Raw genomic sequence first — 15,156 nt, 5'->3', positions numbered from 1 at the left:
AATTACTGACACGGAGAAGACCTGCAATGTCACAGCCAGACGCTATTATTCGTATAAAAAATTTACGCTTGCGTACCTTCATCGGTATCAAAGAGGAAGAGATTGCCAACCGTCAGGATATTGTCATTAATGTGGTTATTCACTATCCCGCCGACAAAGCGCGGGCCAGCGAAGACATCAATGACGCGCTGAACTATCGCACGATAACCAAAAACATCATTCAGTACGTGGAGAACAACCGCTTCTCTCTGCTGGAGAAATTAACTCAGGATGTGCTCGATATCGCACGCGATCATCACTGGGTCACTTATGCTGAAGTAGAGATCGATAAACTTCACGCCCTGCGCTACGCCGACTCCGTCTCTATGACGTTAAGCTGGCGATGCCAGGGATAAACCTGGAGGTTGTATGAAGATTTTGCTGACCGGCGGTACGGGTCTGATTGGTCGCCATCTCATTGCGCGTCTTCAGGCGCTGCATCATGACATCACCGTGGTGACGCGCAGCCCAGAAAAAGCGCGTAAGGTGCTGGGCGCAGGCGTCGACATCTGGAAAGGGCTGGCTGAGCAGCAGAATCTGGACGGCTTTGATGCCGTCATCAACCTCGCGGGTGAACCCATTGCCGATAAGCGCTGGACCGAAGAGCAGAAACAGCGGCTCTGCAGCAGCCGCTGGAACATCACCGAGAAGCTGGTTGAGCTGATTCGCAACAGCCACACGCCGCCGTCGGTGCTGATTTCGGGCTCAGCGACGGGCTATTACGGCGATCTTGGCGAAGTGGTGGTGACCGAGGAAGAGCCGCCCCACAACGAATTTACCCATAAACTCTGTGCCCAGTGGGAACGCATCGCCTGTGCGGCGCAAAGCGATCGTACCCGCGTCTGCCTGCTGCGTACCGGTGTGGTACTGGCGCCGAACGGCGGTATTTTGGGCAAAATGCTCCCGCCTTTTAAGCTGGGACTCGGTGGACCGATTGGCAACGGCCGTCAGTATCTGGCGTGGATCCATATCGACGATATGGTCAACGGCATTCTCTGGCTGCTGGATAACGATCTGCGCGGACCGTTTAATATGGTCGCGCCATATCCGGTGCGTAATGAACAGTTTGCTCACGCTCTGGGGCACGCCCTGCATCGCCCGGCGATATTGCGCGTACCTGCCACGGTGATTCGCCTGATGATGGGTGAAGCGTCCGTGCTGGTATTAGGCGGACAACGGGCGCTCCCCAAACGGCTGGAAGCGGCGGGGTTCGCGTTCCGCTGGTATGACTTAGAAGAGGCGCTGGGGGATGTTGTATAAAAAATCAATTATTAAATATATCATTTAAGCCTCAATTGTAAGAGTAATTTAACTGAGGCTTAATTCGTTTTTAATGTTAATTAATAAGCCCCAACTCAAGCCAACACTCTTTGTATTTAGCCTTGAAGCTAGCCTCAGTACAACTTAATATATGTAATGACATATAATAATTTAAAAGTATAGATAACTGCTGTTCCAAATCAATCTCATTTGGAGGTGAAGAAGCCATTGGTGTGAATATGAATTTATCAACCCAACGATTGAATGACGAACCAACACTTATATTTAATGGTATATCCCTTTCGCAAACGGATATGTCGCTGTAATATTCGTTATAGCACGGGATTAATTTTCTCGTAGGTGATTCAGTAATATTCAATTGAATTTCTTTTTTTAATAATGATGACGGACATGTAAAAGTTTTTAATCCATCATTTTTAAATTTGAATATAAAGCCAACACCATCATCTTCATCATATCTTTCAGATTCTTCAAAAGGCAAATCGCCATAGTATTCCTCAACAGCTAGAGATAATGGTTCTCTTTTGAAAATACCAGATAGTATATGCATAACATTTAGGTCAATGTCATTGAATTTTGTGTTATATAAAAAACCATACTTGTGTGCATAAACAAAAAGATCGTTTTCCCCATTTATATATTGCTCTAATTTCACCCCATTTATTTCATATTGTTTCCATTCATAATTAATAGACTGCCCAGTCACAGAATATAAATAAAAATCAGACAACTTATCATCTTTAGTATTTTCTCTTAAGTTTGAAGAATGAGTTTTAAGTATATGATTTATAATATCTTCAATTTCTTTATGCCTGTCTGTTCGACCTTTTTTTCGATCTATCGTTAACCAATACCCAGCACTATTTTTGAAAATATCCAATTCACCAACTAAGCATTTAACATTAAAGCTTGTGTCAAACTCAACGCTTTTATATTTGAAGATTAAATTAGCGAAAATATAATCTTCCAAGTTTATTTTTATGCTAAAGTCTGCGCCAAGAGAATAGTCTGACATAAAAACATCACCGTTTTTATTTTCAACATCAACTCGCCTTTCTAATTTAGTTCCGTTGATTATTAATGAAATATGGGACTTTTTAAAATCAGAGGTTAGCATCTGCATTACATTTTGATAAAAATCGTTTTTTTGTTCTAAAAGCAATGGATCGTCATGGTTGTCAATCCGGCGACCTCTGTAATTTATAAAGTATCCATCTTTGCTTTTAAAAATTGATTTAATTTCAGTTCCTTCAAATCGTCTATCATCCAATTCTTTTATTGAGATATCAAAGAATTCATTATCGGCATTATTTATAACCTTTATTTCATAGCAAGGGTTTTCCTTTTTCCTAGTTTTAATTACAACCTCGTCACATAATTTGAAAACTGTCTGAAGGCCAATACCGAAGTATCCAGACGGTTTTGCCCAATCTGGCATTGTTCTATTTAATTTTTTTATTAATTCAACTGAATCCGATCCTACGACTAGAATCTTCCTTATATCATTAATATCCATACCAAGAGCAAAGTCTTTAATAATGAAACTATTAAATTTTACACCTTCCTCAACTTCATACTCTTCTATTAACAATTCTATTTTATATTTTTCTAATTCTTTTTTAAAAATCTCTCGATCTTTTACATCATCATGAAGTAAACTGCTATTAGAAATCAACTCATCCCAAACTTTATAATATGTTGCATCAATAGAATTTTGTAATAACTCACGAACGAAAGGATATTTTTCGCTATATATCTGAGACCCAGTAATATATTCATAAACACGTTTAGGGTTTAATGTTATTTTTGGAACTTTACCATCAATAGCTATATAGTCTTTTATTCTACACTCAAGTATACCGATGGTTGGCAAAGCCCTGAAATCACTATCAGGAACTATTTCATTCCAAACCCTTTTCTGATAATCGAATTCATTTTGTATATAATTAAACCAGCCTTGTTGTGCATGATATGCCCCATATTGTTCGCACTCAGCTTTTATTTCAATTACTTCGCTATTTATTAATAAATGTTTTATTGATGCATGCTTTTCTTGATGGTTTTTAGAGGAAACAGGTACATTCCCAATATTTGCAAGTAAAGTAGGACAAAATCTGCCATCATCAATATCGAGTAGATCTCCTATTCTTAATAAAGCTGCTATATATCGAGGATGAGCATAATCTTCTGCATCCATTCCATCGTTATACTTTGCAAGCTCCAAAATTGCATCTGGATTTCTTCCATGACATTGAACTATTTGAGCCACAAAATTAAAAAGCCTTTGTGGAATAAGTGAAGTTCTAGGTGAAGATACATTTATCTTTGATGGTTCATTGACAAAGTTTCCTGATCTATCCGCGTGCAATTTTCTGAAATAATCAGCCAAAACAAATGTCAAAGAATTCGATATAGAAAGTGCTTTTACGATATCATTTTCATTTTTACTTTGTAATATTTCTTTTGCATGTTTCGATAGTTCACTTTCTTTATGGGATAACTCTTCAAGATAAAAATGAAATAAAGGATCTCTTAAGAGCTCTTTTTTTTCTTCATTAGTAATCACCATACCGGCATCATGCCAATAACAAGACTCCAACAGCAACCAACAATCTGTCGCGGTCAATTTATAAATATTTGGGGAGATAACTTTCTCTATTTGTGTAATTATTGTGGATGAATGTGACGCATCATGCAAACTGTAATGTGGAAAATCTCTTGATACTGTATTAAGAGCCCTAGATAATAATTTTTTGTCAAATTCCCACTGTGCCCATAATAATGAGTAATTAGGATTAACTTCTGCAAGTTGCTTTAATCTCTGCTCTATTCTCATGACTCAATTCCTAATTAAATTTTTATTCATTAAAATATGTGTAAATATACTCAGCCAAATCATCCTCAATCGTATAAAAATAACAAACCGGTATACTCAGCACCTCAGCTAACTTGCAAGCCAGTGCAAAGTCAGGCGTGTGGATCCCCTTCTCATACTGGTTCATTCGTGCGCTAGCCGTTGCTTCATCAATCCCCGCAAGGATCCCAAGTTTTTGCTGTGATAGTCCGGCCTTCAGTCGCGCCGCTTTAAGTCGATGGGGAAGCATGATGACTCTTCAAAATCTGGAAGTAGAGTCATGATTCTGGTATCCCGTTATTGAAATTGTACTAAGTATTACTTAGTATTTGTGTCTGCAATTTGAACAAAATCATATATAAAGGAAAATGTATGAATAGAGATCAGGACATGCACCCGGCAGATATCATCGCCATGCTCCACAAGCGTAAGCTCTCACTGGCTGCTCTTTCTCGCCAGGCGGGTTTGAGTTCTTCTACACTTGCAAACGCGCTCTCCAGGCCGTGGCCCAAGGGGGAAAAGATCATCGCGGAGGCTCTAGAAAAAGATGCGGCGTCGATCTGGCCCAGTCGCTATTACGATCAATATGGCAACTATGTCGATCGTTCAAAGTTAATGAGGACCAAACGCTAAACCACATCATCAGAATCCATTCTGTTCGCCAGTTTCATTCCGGTGTTAAGGTAATAAGCCAAATTCATCGGAATGGCGTAACAATGGCAACCATCACCACTCCCCGGCTTCATCTCACCCCTTTCGAACCCACCGACTGGGCCTTCTTCCGCTCGCTGCGTGAAAACCGCGACATCATGCGCTATATGTCCGCCATCGCGCCGGAAAAAGAGACCCGACGCGTGTTTGCCGCGCGCCTGATGGCCGAGCATGTTTTCGTGATCCGTTTTCGGGATGAGGAGACCCCGCTTGGCGATATTGGCCTGCAAATCAGCCCGGCGAATCATGAAGAGGCAGATATCGGCTATACGGTTGTGCCTGCTGCGCAGGGGAAAGGTATTGCCAGCGAGGCGCTGCGCGCGGTGTGTGATTACGCCTTTAACCAGACCGGCGTGAAGGCCATTAACGCGTTTGTGCTGGCGGATAACGGCGGGTCAGTGCGCGTGCTGGAGAAAGCCGGGTTTGTGCGTACGCAGGTACTGGAAAAGGCATATGAAATTAATGGGGTGCGGTATGACGACTGGCTCTATCGGCTGGAGTGTGGTGCGGTCTGAATGCCGGGCGGCACTGCGGTTTTTGTAGGCCCGGTAAGCGAAGCGCCACCGGGCGATTGGGCTGTACTGCGGTCTGATGCCCTCATCCCCGCTCCTCTCCCACAGGGCTGAGGGATCCCCAGTAATTTTTTTCCTGAAGCGATGAACGTTTCTTATGAGAAATGAATAACTTACAGCGACGCCCTGGTCCGGCTGTAAATCGCTGAGGCGTTTCCTGTAGGCCGGGGCGAGGCGCATGGATGCGCCGAGAGGGCGGGCTTTACAGGGACGTTGCCTCCGCCCGTACCCGATAAGCCGGAAGGAATAAGCCGAGGGCACCGCGAAGCGGCGATTTACCGCCGGGAGCCCGGGTCGCCAGGGTGGTGGCGACTGAGCCACCCTGGCACGTTCACCGGTCATGTCGTTACAGAGTAGCATGGTACATAAAGTGAACGGAATGACCACTACAGCCGTATGTTCCCCCTCATCCCAGCCCTCTCCCTCAAGGGAAAGGGAAAACCCCCGCTATTTCAGGGAGCCTTTCAGGAACTGCTGCAGACGCGGGCTTTGCGGATTCGCTAAGACGTCGTCCGGATGGCCCTGCTCTTCAATTTTGCCCTGATGCAGGAAGATGACGTGGTTAGAAACGTTACGGGCAAAGCCCATCTCGTGCGTCACCACCACCATCGTTTTGCCCTCTTCGGCCAGCTTCTGCATGATGCGCAGCACTTCGCCAACGAGTTCAGGATCCAGCGCTGAAGTCGGTTCATCGAACAGCAGCACTTCGGGTTCCATCGCCAGCGCGCGGGCAATGGAGACACGTTGCTGCTGACCGCCGGAGAGGTGCACCGGGTATTTCATCTGCTGACGCTCGTCGATACCCACTTTCGCCAGGTATTTCACCGCGCGCTCGCGGGCTTCCTGTTTGCTCAGGCCCAGCACCTGAATCGGCGCTTCCATCACGTTCTCCAGCACCGTCATATGGCTCCAGAGGTTGAAGTGCTGGAACACCATGGTCAGACGCGTGCGCAGCAGGCGCAGCTGATTCTTATCCGCCACCTTCAGCTGGCCGTCTTTATCGCGTATCAGATTAATATTCTGCCCGCTCACCACAATCGAGCCTTCACTCGGTTTTTCGAGGAAGTTAATGCAGCGCAGGAAGGTACTTTTACCCGAGCCGGATGAGCCGATGATACTGATTACGTCGCCTGCATTCGCCTGCAGCGACACCCCTTTCAGCACTTCATGTTCGCCGTAGCGTTTGTGCAAATCAATAACGTTTAATTTGTTCTCAGCCATCATCTTTCTCAGTGCGTCGAAGAAGGTTTTATATGCTGCAACCAGCGTTTTTCAGCCTTGCGGAACAGGCTAATCAAGACATAAGAGATAATTAAATAGAGCACCGCAGCAATGCCAAACGCGGTAAACGGCTGATAGGTCGCGGAGTTAATATCGCGCGCGATTTTGAGCAGATCCGGCACCGTCGCGGTAAAGGCAAGCGCAGTGGAGTGCAGCATCAGAATCACTTCGTTGCTGTACGCAGGCAGCGCAATACGCAGCGCCGATGGCAGAATAATGCAGCGGTAAAGTTTTACCGACGAAAAGCCATACGCCCGCGCCGCTTCAATCTCACCATAAGGCACGGAACGAATAGCCCCGGCAAAGATCTCGGTGGTATAGGCACAGGTGTTGAGCGTCAACGCCAGCACCGTACAGTTCAGGCCGCTACGGAAGAACGCATTCAGCATTTCCGTGCCTTTTACGATTTCCAGCGTGTACATGCCTGAATAGAAGACCAGCAGCTGCACGTACAGCGGCGTACCGCGAAAGACGTAGGTAAACAGCCAGATGGGGAACTGAATAAATTTATTGTTCGACACGCGGCCAATGGCGAGAAACACCGCCAGAATGCCGCCCATCACCACGGATGAAATCAGCAGCCACAGCGTGATCGCCACGCCGGTAAAGCGATAGCCATCCGTCCACAGCAGGGATTTCCAGTATTCCTGAATAATCTCAATCACAGGTCAGCCCTCTTCACACCCACGGAGTAGCGACGCTCAAGCAGAAGCAGCACACCATTGGAGACGGTCGTAAAGACCAGATAGATCACGCCACAGACCACCGCAAAGTAGAAGGGCTCCCAGGTGCTTTTACCCGCCAGCTGAGTGGCTTTGACCACATCTTCCAGACCGAGCAAAGAGACCAGCGCCGTCGCTTTGAGGATAACCTGCCAGTTGTTACCAATGCCCGGCAGTGCATAGCGCATCATGGCCGGGAACATGATCCGGCGAAACGTTTGTGAAGAGGTAAAACCAAATGCGGTTGCCGCCTCAATGTGACCTTTCGGCACGGCCATATAAGCACCGCGGAAGGTTTCGGTGAAGTAGGCACCGTAGATAAAACCGAGGGTAATAATACCGGCCACCATCGGGTCGATATCAATTTGTCCCAGTCCCATCGCATCCGTTACGCTGTTTAACGCAATCTGCAGACCATAAAAGATGAGCAGCATCAGCACCAGATCGGGTACGCCGCGAATGAGCGTGGTATAGCCTTCAAAAATGAGCGCCAGCGGTTTGTTAGCCGAAAGCTTCGCCCCTGCGCCCGCCAGACCTATCAGCACCGCCAGCACCACGGAGCTGATAGCCAGCTCAAGGGTGACAAGCGCGCCCTGTAAAATGACGCCAGAAAATCCGTACAGCATACCGCGAGCCCTGTCGTATCGTGAGTGGTGAAACCGTGTCTTTTCCCCTCCCGCATCGGGAGGGGCCGCACGTTATTTGACGGAGCGATTAGCCGCCGTACACATTGAAATCAAAGTACTTTTTCGCCAGCTTGTCATAGGTACCGTCAGCGCGCATTTCCGCAAACGCTTTGTTCAGCGCTTCGCGCAGTTCGTTGTCTTCTTTGCGCAGGCCCATACCGGTACCCACACCAAACAACTTCACATCCTTAATGGACGGACCGCCGAACTTGTAATCTTTGCCCACCGGCGTTTTCAGGAAGCCTTCGCTTGCCGCGACTTCATCCTGGAATGCCGCATCAATACGGCCGGCCGTCAGGTCTGCGTAAATATTTTCCTGGCCCTGATAGGAGACAATTTCGATCCCCTTCGGCGCCCAGTGTTCGTTACCGTAGGTTTCCTGGGTGGTGCCCTGCAGCACGCCCACGCGTTTGCCCTTCAGCGACTCAAGCGTTGGCTGAATATCAGAAGACTTTGCCACCACCAGACGTGAATCGGCCGCGTAGAGTTTGTCGGTGAAGGCAATCTCCTGCTGACGTTTTTCAGTGATGGAGAGCGAGGACATAATTACGTCGATTTTTTTTGCTTTCAGGGATGGGATCAGCGCGTCCAGCGGGTTCTCAACGTAGGTACATTGCGCTTTGATGCGTTTGCACAGCTCATTGGCCAGATCGATGTCAAAACCCACCAGCTCACCCTTTGAATTCTTCGATTCAAACGGCGCATAGGTTGGATCGGTACCAATACGGATTTTCTGCGGAATGGCTGCGAATGCCGCGGTGGCGCTGGAAAAGGCCAGCACCAGAGATAGTGACAACACGAGTTTTTTCATATTTGTCCTCAACAAACTGTCTTCATACGGGATTTTTACGACGACTGGGTGGTGCTAATGTGCCATTAATCCCCACCTTCAGGCAAAGATTAATGCCTTCGGGCCGGGATATGTTGCATTATAAATGCGTAAGTATGCACAAAGCGATCCAATATAGTGCATTTAACGCACCATACTGGATCACCCCTTCGCCTGATGCCTCTTTTCAGTGCATCACCGTCAGGTCTCAGTCACCGTAGACGTTGAAGTCGAAGTATTTCTTCGCCAGTTTGTCGTAAGTACCGTCTTTACGCAGCTCTGTAAACGCTTTGTCAAAGGCGGCTTTCAGCTCGGTATCATCCTTACGCAGGCCAATACCGGTGCCGTCACCAAAGTATTTTTTGTCTTTCACGGACGGGCCTGCAAAAGCATAGTCTTTCCCGGCTGGCTGCTTCAGGAAGCCTTCGCTCGCGGCGACTTCATCCTGGAATGCGGCATCCAGACGGCCCGCCGACAGGTCAGAGTAAATCAGATCCTGATTCTGATAGGCAACCACGTCGACCCCCTTCTCGCGCCAGTTAGCATTGGCATAACCTTCCTGCGTTGACCCCTGGAGCACGCCAACATGCTTGCCTTTCAGGGAGTCGATGGTCGGCTGGATCGGGGAGCCTTTAGCGGCAATCAGACGTGAATCAGCGGCGTAGAGCTTGTCAGAGAAGGCAATCTCCTGCTGACGTTTTTCGGTGATAGAGAGAGAAGAGATAATGGCATCGATTTTCTTGGCTTTCAGCGACGGAATTAATGCGTCAAAGTCGCTGCCCACCCATGTGCATTTTACCTGCATGCGTTTGCACATTTCATTTCCCAGATCGATATCAAACCCCACGAAATCGCCTTTCGCATCCTTGGAAGAGAATGGCGCGTAGGTTGCGTCTGTACCGATACGAACCGTCTGTGGAAGCGCTGCATAGCTACCTGCCGCCGCACTTAACCCCACCAGCAAAGACAGAGCCAGAACCGTCTTCTTCATACATTTACCCTCAAGTACCGTGATTTTATTATGTATTGTGTTGTGTGTTGTGTTGCAGGCTTCTCTTGCAGGTCTTATGCCACATTGCCGTCTGGTCAAAACTTCGACGTTAAATATGTTAATAAAACGTTGCGATATTGCCTTAATGGTGAAAGATAGCAGGTCTGCCGAACGAACCGGAGAGAGAAAAAGGGAAAAAACGAATTAAATGTCGAGGATATGATCGCCGTTGCATAATTGCCCTGAAACAGGGCAACGTCTCTTTTCATGCACAGCATGTGTGCACAGAATCAGGCTCCCTGCCAGCGGGTGAAGAGATCTTCCGGCAGGTCGATATCAAACTGATCCAGCACGCGGTTGACGGTCTGGTTGATCACATCATCCAGCGACTGCGGGCGATGATAAAACGCCGGTACCGGCGGCATGATCACGGCGCCCAGCTCGGCGGCCTGGGTCATCAGGCGCAAATGCCCCAGATGTAGCGGCGTTTCCCGCACGCAAAGCACCAGCGGGCGACGTTCCTTCAGCACGACATCCGCCGCGCGCGTCACCAGCGTGTCGGTATAGCTGTTCACAATGCCGGAGAGCGTTTTAATTGAACAGGGCAGGATCACCATGCCAGCTGTTTTAAACGAGCCTGAGGAGATGCTGGCGGCGATATCGCGCGCGTCGTGCACAACGTCGGCCAGTGCCTGAACATCACGCAGGGAGAGATCGGTTTCAAGGGAGAGGGTTTGTCGCGCCGCCTGGCTCATCACCAGATGGGTTTCGACTTCCGCTACGTCGCGCAAAACCTGCAGCAGACGTACGCCGTAAATGGCGCCACTGGCACCGCTGAGCCCAACAATGAGTCGTTTCATGATTTTCGCCCTTACTGATTTCAGGGCAGACTGTGCAGGATTTCGCGGGGAGTTGCAAGTGAGGGCGAACGCCCTCACCTGCAGAGAGATCAACCTTCGTTGTGCATCTCTAAACTTTCGAGATCGTTTTGCAGCTGAACGGCTTTCGCATCGTCGTTGCGCAGCGAATCAAGATAGTCAAGGTACTGCTGGTCGACGTCTTTCGTCACATAGACGCCGTTAAACACGGAGCATTCGAACTGTTGAATCTCCGGGTTCTCGGCGCGCACCGCGTCGATAAGATCGTTCAGATCCTGGAAAATCAGGCCATCGGCGCCGATAATCTGACGAATTTCGTCCACTTCGCGACCGTGGGCAATCAGCTCATTGGCGGTTGGCATATCGATGCCGTACACGTTCGGGAAGCGAATTTCCGGTGCGGCAGACGCCAGATACACTTTCTTCGCCCCCGCTTCGCGCGCCATCTCGATAATCTGCTCAGAGGTGGTACCACGCACGATGGAGTCATCCACCAGCAGAACGTTCTTATCACGGAATTCGGCGCGGTTGGCGTTCAGTTTACGACGTACAGACTTACGGCGCAGGTGCTGGCCCGGCATGATGAAGGTGCGGCCAACGTAGCGGTTCTTCACGAAGCCCTGACGGTAAGGTTTATCCAAAATACGGGCAATTTCCAGAGCGATATCGCAGGAGGTTTCCGGGATAGGAATAACCACGTCGATGTCGAGATCGTCCCATTCGCGAGCAATCTTCTCGCCGAGCTTCGTGCCCATATTTACGCGCGCGCTGTAGACGGAAATCTTGTCGATGAAGGAGTCCGGGCGGGCGAAATAGACGTATTCAAACAGGCACGGGTTGCTGACCGGGTTGTCGGCACACTGACGGGTAAACAGCTGGCCCTTCTCGGTGATATACACCGCTTCGCCCGGCGCAACGTCACGCAGGAATTCGAAGCCCAGGGTATCCAGCGCCACGCTCTCAGAGGCAACCATATATTCGGTACGGCCATCGCCAAGGTCGCGCTTGCCCAGCACCAGCGGACGAATGCCGTTTGGATCGCGGAAGGCAACCATACCGTGACCGATAATCATCGCCACGCAGGCGTATGCACCGCGGATCTGGCGGTTGGTCGCAGCAATGGCAGCAAAGATATTGTCTGCTTCCAGCGGGTAGTGACGGAAGTTATCCAGCTCGCTGGCGAACACGTTGAGCAGGATTTCAGAATCAGAGGTGGTGTTAATGTGGCGACGTTTCTCTTCGAACAGCTTTTTACGCAGCTCATGGGCGTTGGTCAGGTTGCCGTTATGGGCAAGGGTGATGCCATACGGTGAGTTGACGTAGAAAGGCTGTGCCTCAGAGGCGCTGGAACTGCCAGCAGTAGGATAACGAACGTGACCGATCCCCATATTACCTTGCAGACGCTGCATATGGCGGGCTTCAAACACATCGTTTACCAGGCCATTCGCCTTACGTAAACGGAAGCAGTTGTTTGCATCAATGGTGATGATACCCGCAGCATCCTGCCCACGGTGCTGAAGCACCGTTAACGCGTCATAAATCGACTGGTTTACCGGCATGAAACCGGCGATACCGACAATACCGCACATTCGTCTTTTCCTCGTTAAGCCACATCTCAGGGTTTATGCCCTGGGCAAAAAACTCGACGAGCTTTGCAGATAGTCAAAGAACCATCTGATGATGAAGCTAAACTCAGGAATGAGCTGCGATTTCTGCCAGTCTTCACTTTTGGAGAACCCGGTGAAGGTATCCAGGAAGAACAGGATGGCGGCCACAATCAGCACACCTCGCAACGCCCCGAAACAGATCCCGAGTACCCTGTCCGTTCCTGACAGACCGGTTTTCTCGACCAGCTGACCTATCACGTAATTGACGATAGCACCAACAATCAGCGTCGCGATAAACAGCACCGCGATGGCGATTCCATTTCGGACCAGTTCATCTTCAAAGCCCGTGAACCAGACAGACAGGTAAGTGTAGTAATGACTGGCAACAAAGAAAGCACAACCCCAAGTCACCAGCGATAACGCTTCACGAACAAAGCCACGGATCAGGCTAACCAGACAGGAAAAACCAATCACCGCAATGATGGCGTAATCAATCCAGACCATATGTGTCCCACGATTTAACGCCCTGTCATCCAGTTCGGGGCGAATTCTAACAGAAAAAGAAAACGTTTGCGTAGGGATTTCCTTCCCGCGCGTAAATAAAAAAGGCGCTGAAAAAATAATCAACGCCACGGTCCTTTTGACATCTCTGTGGACGTCTTCTCCCCCTCACCCCGGCCCTCTCCCTTGAGGGGCGAGGGTTAGGGTGAGGGGGAGATCTTATCAGTTCGCGCTATAGTTCATCACCACACCGCTCAGACCGGAGATCTGCTTCAGCTCACCCAGCGAGCCTTTCAGCTTATCTTTAGACGCTTCCGGCCCCACAAGGATACGGGTAATTTTACCCTGCACCGGCGTGGAAGGTGAAGTGTAAACACGATAGCCCGCGCTGCGCAGTTTACCCACGACCTCGTTAACTTTATCGGCGTTTTTCAACGCGCCCAGTTGCACAACATAGGCTTTGCCGGTCGGGGCTGCGTCTTGCTTCGCTGGCGGAGGGGTTTCTGACGCTGCAGCCAGTTGCTCTGCCGCTTTATCACGCGGTGGCTTCGGCTGCGGTTTCTCTACCGGCTTCGGTTTTTCAACAGGCTTAGGCTTCTCTACCGGTACCGGATCAATCTCGATGTTGTTATTCGCCGCCAGACGCGACGGGTCGAGCGACGGCGCAGCGGCATCGCCCGCGCGAACTTCTTCAGCCGCCCCTTCCGGCGGCTGGGCAGGCAGCGCCTGTGTCGCCGCAGGCAGCATATCCGGTTCATCACGGTCGCCCGGTTTCGGCACCAGCGGAATGGCTGCAAACTCGTCCTGATAATGCTTTTTCTGCCCGTCGAGCAGCCCGGGAAGAATAATCACCCCGAGCGCGACCAGCACAATGGTTCCTGTTAAACGGTTCTGAAACTTACTCGCCACCGGTTCTCCCCGCGTCCATCACTTCCATGACATGTGCCACCGTGTGGAAAGAGCCACACACCAGCACGGTATCTTCTGGTTTAGCATCCGCCATCGCGGCATGCCAGGCCTGAGCCACGCTACTATAGATTGCGCCTTTGCCGAGATGTTCCATCAACTGCTCGGCCGTCGCACCACGCGGCCCCTCAAGAGGAGCACAATACCAGCTATCGACCACACTCTCCATGCAGGCCAGCGTGCCACCGATATCTTTATCATGAAGCATACCGATAACCGCCAGCACGCGCCCGGTTTTTGGTAACGATTTGAGACGTCCTGCGAGGTACGCCGCTGCGTGTGGGTTGTGCGCCACGTCTAGGATCAGGCGCGGTGACTCACTCACTATCTGAAAACGTCCCGGCAGCAGCGCATTCTGAATGCCGTCGCGGATAGCCTGATCGCTGACCGCTAATCCGCTGGCGCGCAATGCCGCCAGCGCGGTTGCCGCGTTAGGCTGTGGCACCTGCGGCAGCGGCAGGTTGTCCAGCATTCCCTGCGCATCGCTAAAACGCCAGCCGTTATCCTGAACCTCATATTGCCAGTCAACGCCACGGCGCAGCAACAGAGCGCCCTTCTCCTGGGCCACGTCAGCAATAGTGTGCGGCATATCCGGCTCACCGACCACGGCGGGTTTATTCGCCCGGAAAATTCCGGCCTTCTCGCGACCAATGCTTTCACGATCCGGCCCCAGCCAGTCGATATGGTCCAGCGCGATACTGGTGACCACCGCCACGTCCGCATCCACCATATTGGTGGCATCAAGCCGCCCGCCAAGACCCACTTCCAGAATCACCACATCCAGCTGCGCCTGTTTGAACAGCCACAATGCCGAAAGCGTGCCGTACTCGAAATAGGTTAACGAGATATCGCCTCGCGCGGCTTCGATTTCCGCGAACGACGCCGTATGCGCCGATTCCGGCAGCTCGCTGTTCTGCACGCGAACCCGCTCAGTGTAACGTACCAGGTGTGGTGAGCTGTAAACGCCTACCTTGTAACCCGCCGCCATCAGGACGGATTCCAGCGTACGGCAGGTAGTACCTTTACCGTTGGTGCCTGCGACGGTGAAAACGAAAGGCGCAGGTTTCAGCACGCCCAGACGCGCGGCAACCTGGCTTACGCGCTCAAGCCCCATATCAATGGTTTTACTGTGCAGGTTTTCCAGATAAGAAAGCCACGCGGCCAGGGGCGACGTGGCTTGAGGAATGCTTTTATTTTCCATGATGCCCGGTTGTCATTAGCAGGTTATAAAGCAAAAG

16 protein-coding genes are annotated in these 15,156 nt (G+C 50.0%); 4 read left to right on the top strand and 12 right to left on the bottom strand.

All coding sequences use genetic code 11. The annotated features are described in order from the left end of the window. Positions 1-26 precede the first annotated feature (26 nt). Together folX and O1723_RS06595 are read left to right on the top strand one after the other, a co-directional pair. Entirely contained in the window at positions 27-395 is a 369-nt protein-coding gene (gene folX, locus O1723_RS06600) for a dihydroneopterin triphosphate 2'-epimerase (RefSeq protein ID WP_014884654.1), read from the top strand. Between the two features lie 13 nt (positions 396-408). Continuing rightward, entirely contained in the window at positions 409-1,299 is an 891-nt protein-coding gene (locus O1723_RS06595) for a TIGR01777 family oxidoreductase (protein WP_014884655.1), read from the top strand. A gap of 76 nt (positions 1,300-1,375) precedes the next feature. On the opposite strand, the gene O1723_RS06590 is transcribed toward O1723_RS06595, so the two are convergent. Next, positions 1,376-4,156 (bottom strand): HD domain-containing protein, encoded by a 2,781-nt coding sequence (locus O1723_RS06590; RefSeq protein WP_325825038.1) that lies wholly within the window; start codon positions 4,154-4,156, stop codon positions 1,376-1,378. Positions 4,157-4,178: 22 nt separating this feature from the next. Beyond that, positions 4,179-4,424, bottom strand: a complete 246-nt coding sequence (locus tag O1723_RS06585) for a helix-turn-helix transcriptional regulator (protein ID WP_014884657.1) — start codon at positions 4,422-4,424, stop codon at positions 4,179-4,181. 122 nt (positions 4,425-4,546) lie between these two features. Between O1723_RS06585 and O1723_RS06580 the strand changes: the two genes are divergently transcribed. Both O1723_RS06580 and O1723_RS06575 read left to right on the top strand, forming a co-directional pair. Continuing rightward, the gene (locus tag O1723_RS06580) at positions 4,547-4,807 is read left to right on the top strand and encodes a helix-turn-helix domain-containing protein (RefSeq protein WP_014884658.1); all 261 of its coding nucleotides are present in this window, start codon (positions 4,547-4,549) and stop codon (positions 4,805-4,807) included. Positions 4,808-4,890: 83 nt separating this feature from the next. Beyond that, a complete protein-coding gene (locus O1723_RS06575) occupies positions 4,891-5,400 on the top strand; it encodes a GNAT family N-acetyltransferase (RefSeq protein ID WP_014884659.1) in 510 nt (169 codons plus the stop codon). Between the two features lie 504 nt (positions 5,401-5,904). On the opposite strand, the gene hisP is transcribed toward O1723_RS06575, so the two are convergent. The 10 genes from hisP to folC all read right to left on the bottom strand — a co-directional run bounded on the left by hisP (position 5,905) and on the right by folC (position 15,119). Further along, on the bottom strand, positions 5,905-6,678 hold the full coding sequence (hisP, locus tag O1723_RS06570; protein ID WP_014884660.1) for a histidine ABC transporter ATP-binding protein HisP: 774 nt from the start codon (positions 6,676-6,678) through the stop codon (positions 5,905-5,907). Positions 6,679-6,686: 8 nt separating this feature from the next. Continuing rightward, complete coding sequence (locus tag O1723_RS06565) at positions 6,687-7,403, bottom strand: ABC transporter permease (RefSeq protein WP_008502590.1); 717 nt, start codon at positions 7,401-7,403, stop codon at positions 6,687-6,689. Further along, complete coding sequence (locus tag O1723_RS06560) at positions 7,400-8,086, bottom strand: histidine ABC transporter permease HisQ (protein ID WP_014884661.1); 687 nt, start codon at positions 8,084-8,086, stop codon at positions 7,400-7,402. The genes O1723_RS06565 and O1723_RS06560 overlap by 4 nt, the downstream gene beginning before the upstream one ends. Before the next feature lie 88 nt (positions 8,087-8,174). Next, positions 8,175-8,957 carry a histidine ABC transporter substrate-binding protein HisJ gene (hisJ, locus tag O1723_RS06555; protein WP_008502592.1) on the bottom strand — a complete coding sequence of 261 codons (783 nt, stop codon included), beginning with the start codon at positions 8,955-8,957 and terminating at the stop codon, positions 8,175-8,177. Between the two features lie 226 nt (positions 8,958-9,183). After that, positions 9,184-9,966 carry a lysine/arginine/ornithine ABC transporter substrate-binding protein ArgT gene (gene argT, locus O1723_RS06550; protein WP_014884662.1) on the bottom strand — a complete coding sequence of 261 codons (783 nt, stop codon included), beginning with the start codon at positions 9,964-9,966 and terminating at the stop codon, positions 9,184-9,186. 290 nt (positions 9,967-10,256) lie between these two features. Continuing rightward, a complete protein-coding gene (locus O1723_RS06545) occupies positions 10,257-10,826 on the bottom strand; it encodes a UbiX family flavin prenyltransferase (protein WP_014884663.1) in 570 nt (189 codons plus the stop codon). A gap of 89 nt (positions 10,827-10,915) precedes the next feature. Continuing rightward, positions 10,916-12,433: an amidophosphoribosyltransferase gene (gene purF, locus O1723_RS06540; RefSeq protein WP_014884664.1), complete on the bottom strand. Its 1,518-nt coding sequence runs from the start codon at positions 12,431-12,433 to the stop codon at positions 10,916-10,918. A gap of 33 nt (positions 12,434-12,466) precedes the next feature. Then, complete coding sequence (gene cvpA, locus O1723_RS06535; RefSeq protein ID WP_000262116.1) at positions 12,467-12,955, bottom strand: colicin V production protein; 489 nt, start codon at positions 12,953-12,955, stop codon at positions 12,467-12,469. Between the two features lie 219 nt (positions 12,956-13,174). Next, on the bottom strand, positions 13,175-13,861 hold the full coding sequence (gene dedD / locus O1723_RS06530) for a cell division protein DedD (protein ID WP_014884665.1): 687 nt from the start codon (positions 13,859-13,861) through the stop codon (positions 13,175-13,177). Next, positions 13,851-15,119 carry a bifunctional tetrahydrofolate synthase/dihydrofolate synthase gene (folC, locus tag O1723_RS06525; RefSeq protein ID WP_014884666.1) on the bottom strand — a complete coding sequence of 423 codons (1,269 nt, stop codon included), beginning with the start codon at positions 15,117-15,119 and terminating at the stop codon, positions 13,851-13,853. The genes dedD and folC overlap by 11 nt, the downstream gene beginning before the upstream one ends. Positions 15,120-15,156: the final 37 nt, after the last annotated feature.

It is taken from the genome of Enterobacter cloacae complex sp. HYC080_NIDB (genome assembly GCF_056673325.1).
Note: the sequence above shows the minus strand (reverse complement) of the source record. Positions and strands in the feature narration are given on the sequence as shown.

Bases quoted from the DNA above. Each gene is read 5' to 3' on its own strand.
- O1723_RS06595 (WP_014884655.1), top strand. From the start codon at position 409: ATGAAGATTTTGCTGACCGGCGGTACGGGTCTGATTGGTCGCCATCTC.
- purF (WP_014884664.1), bottom strand. From the start codon at position 12,433: ATGTGCGGTATTGTCGGTATCGCCGGTTTCATGCCGGTAAACCAGTCG.
- O1723_RS06575 (WP_014884659.1), top strand. From the start codon at position 4,891: ATGGCAACCATCACCACTCCCCGGCTTCATCTCACCCCTTTCGAACCC.
- O1723_RS06585 (WP_014884657.1), bottom strand. From the start codon at position 4,424: ATGCTTCCCCATCGACTTAAAGCGGCGCGACTGAAGGCCGGACTATCA.
- hisP (WP_014884660.1), bottom strand. From the start codon at position 6,678: ATGGCTGAGAACAAATTAAACGTTATTGATTTGCACAAACGCTACGGC.
- O1723_RS06580 (WP_014884658.1), top strand. From the start codon at position 4,547: ATGAATAGAGATCAGGACATGCACCCGGCAGATATCATCGCCATGCTC.
- folX (WP_014884654.1), top strand. From the start codon at position 27: ATGTCACAGCCAGACGCTATTATTCGTATAAAAAATTTACGCTTGCGT.
- hisJ (WP_008502592.1), bottom strand. From the start codon at position 8,957: ATGAAAAAACTCGTGTTGTCACTATCTCTGGTGCTGGCCTTTTCCAGC.
- O1723_RS06590 (WP_325825038.1), bottom strand. From the start codon at position 4,156: ATGAGAATAGAGCAGAGATTAAAGCAACTTGCAGAAGTTAATCCTAAT.
- O1723_RS06545 (WP_014884663.1), bottom strand. From the start codon at position 10,826: ATGAAACGACTCATTGTTGGGCTCAGCGGTGCCAGTGGCGCCATTTAC.
- cvpA (WP_000262116.1), bottom strand. From the start codon at position 12,955: ATGGTCTGGATTGATTACGCCATCATTGCGGTGATTGGTTTTTCCTGT.
- folC (WP_014884666.1), bottom strand. From the start codon at position 15,119: ATGGAAAATAAAAGCATTCCTCAAGCCACGTCGCCCCTGGCCGCGTGG.
- argT (WP_014884662.1), bottom strand. From the start codon at position 9,966: ATGAAGAAGACGGTTCTGGCTCTGTCTTTGCTGGTGGGGTTAAGTGCG.
- O1723_RS06560 (WP_014884661.1), bottom strand. From the start codon at position 8,086: ATGCTGTACGGATTTTCTGGCGTCATTTTACAGGGCGCGCTTGTCACC.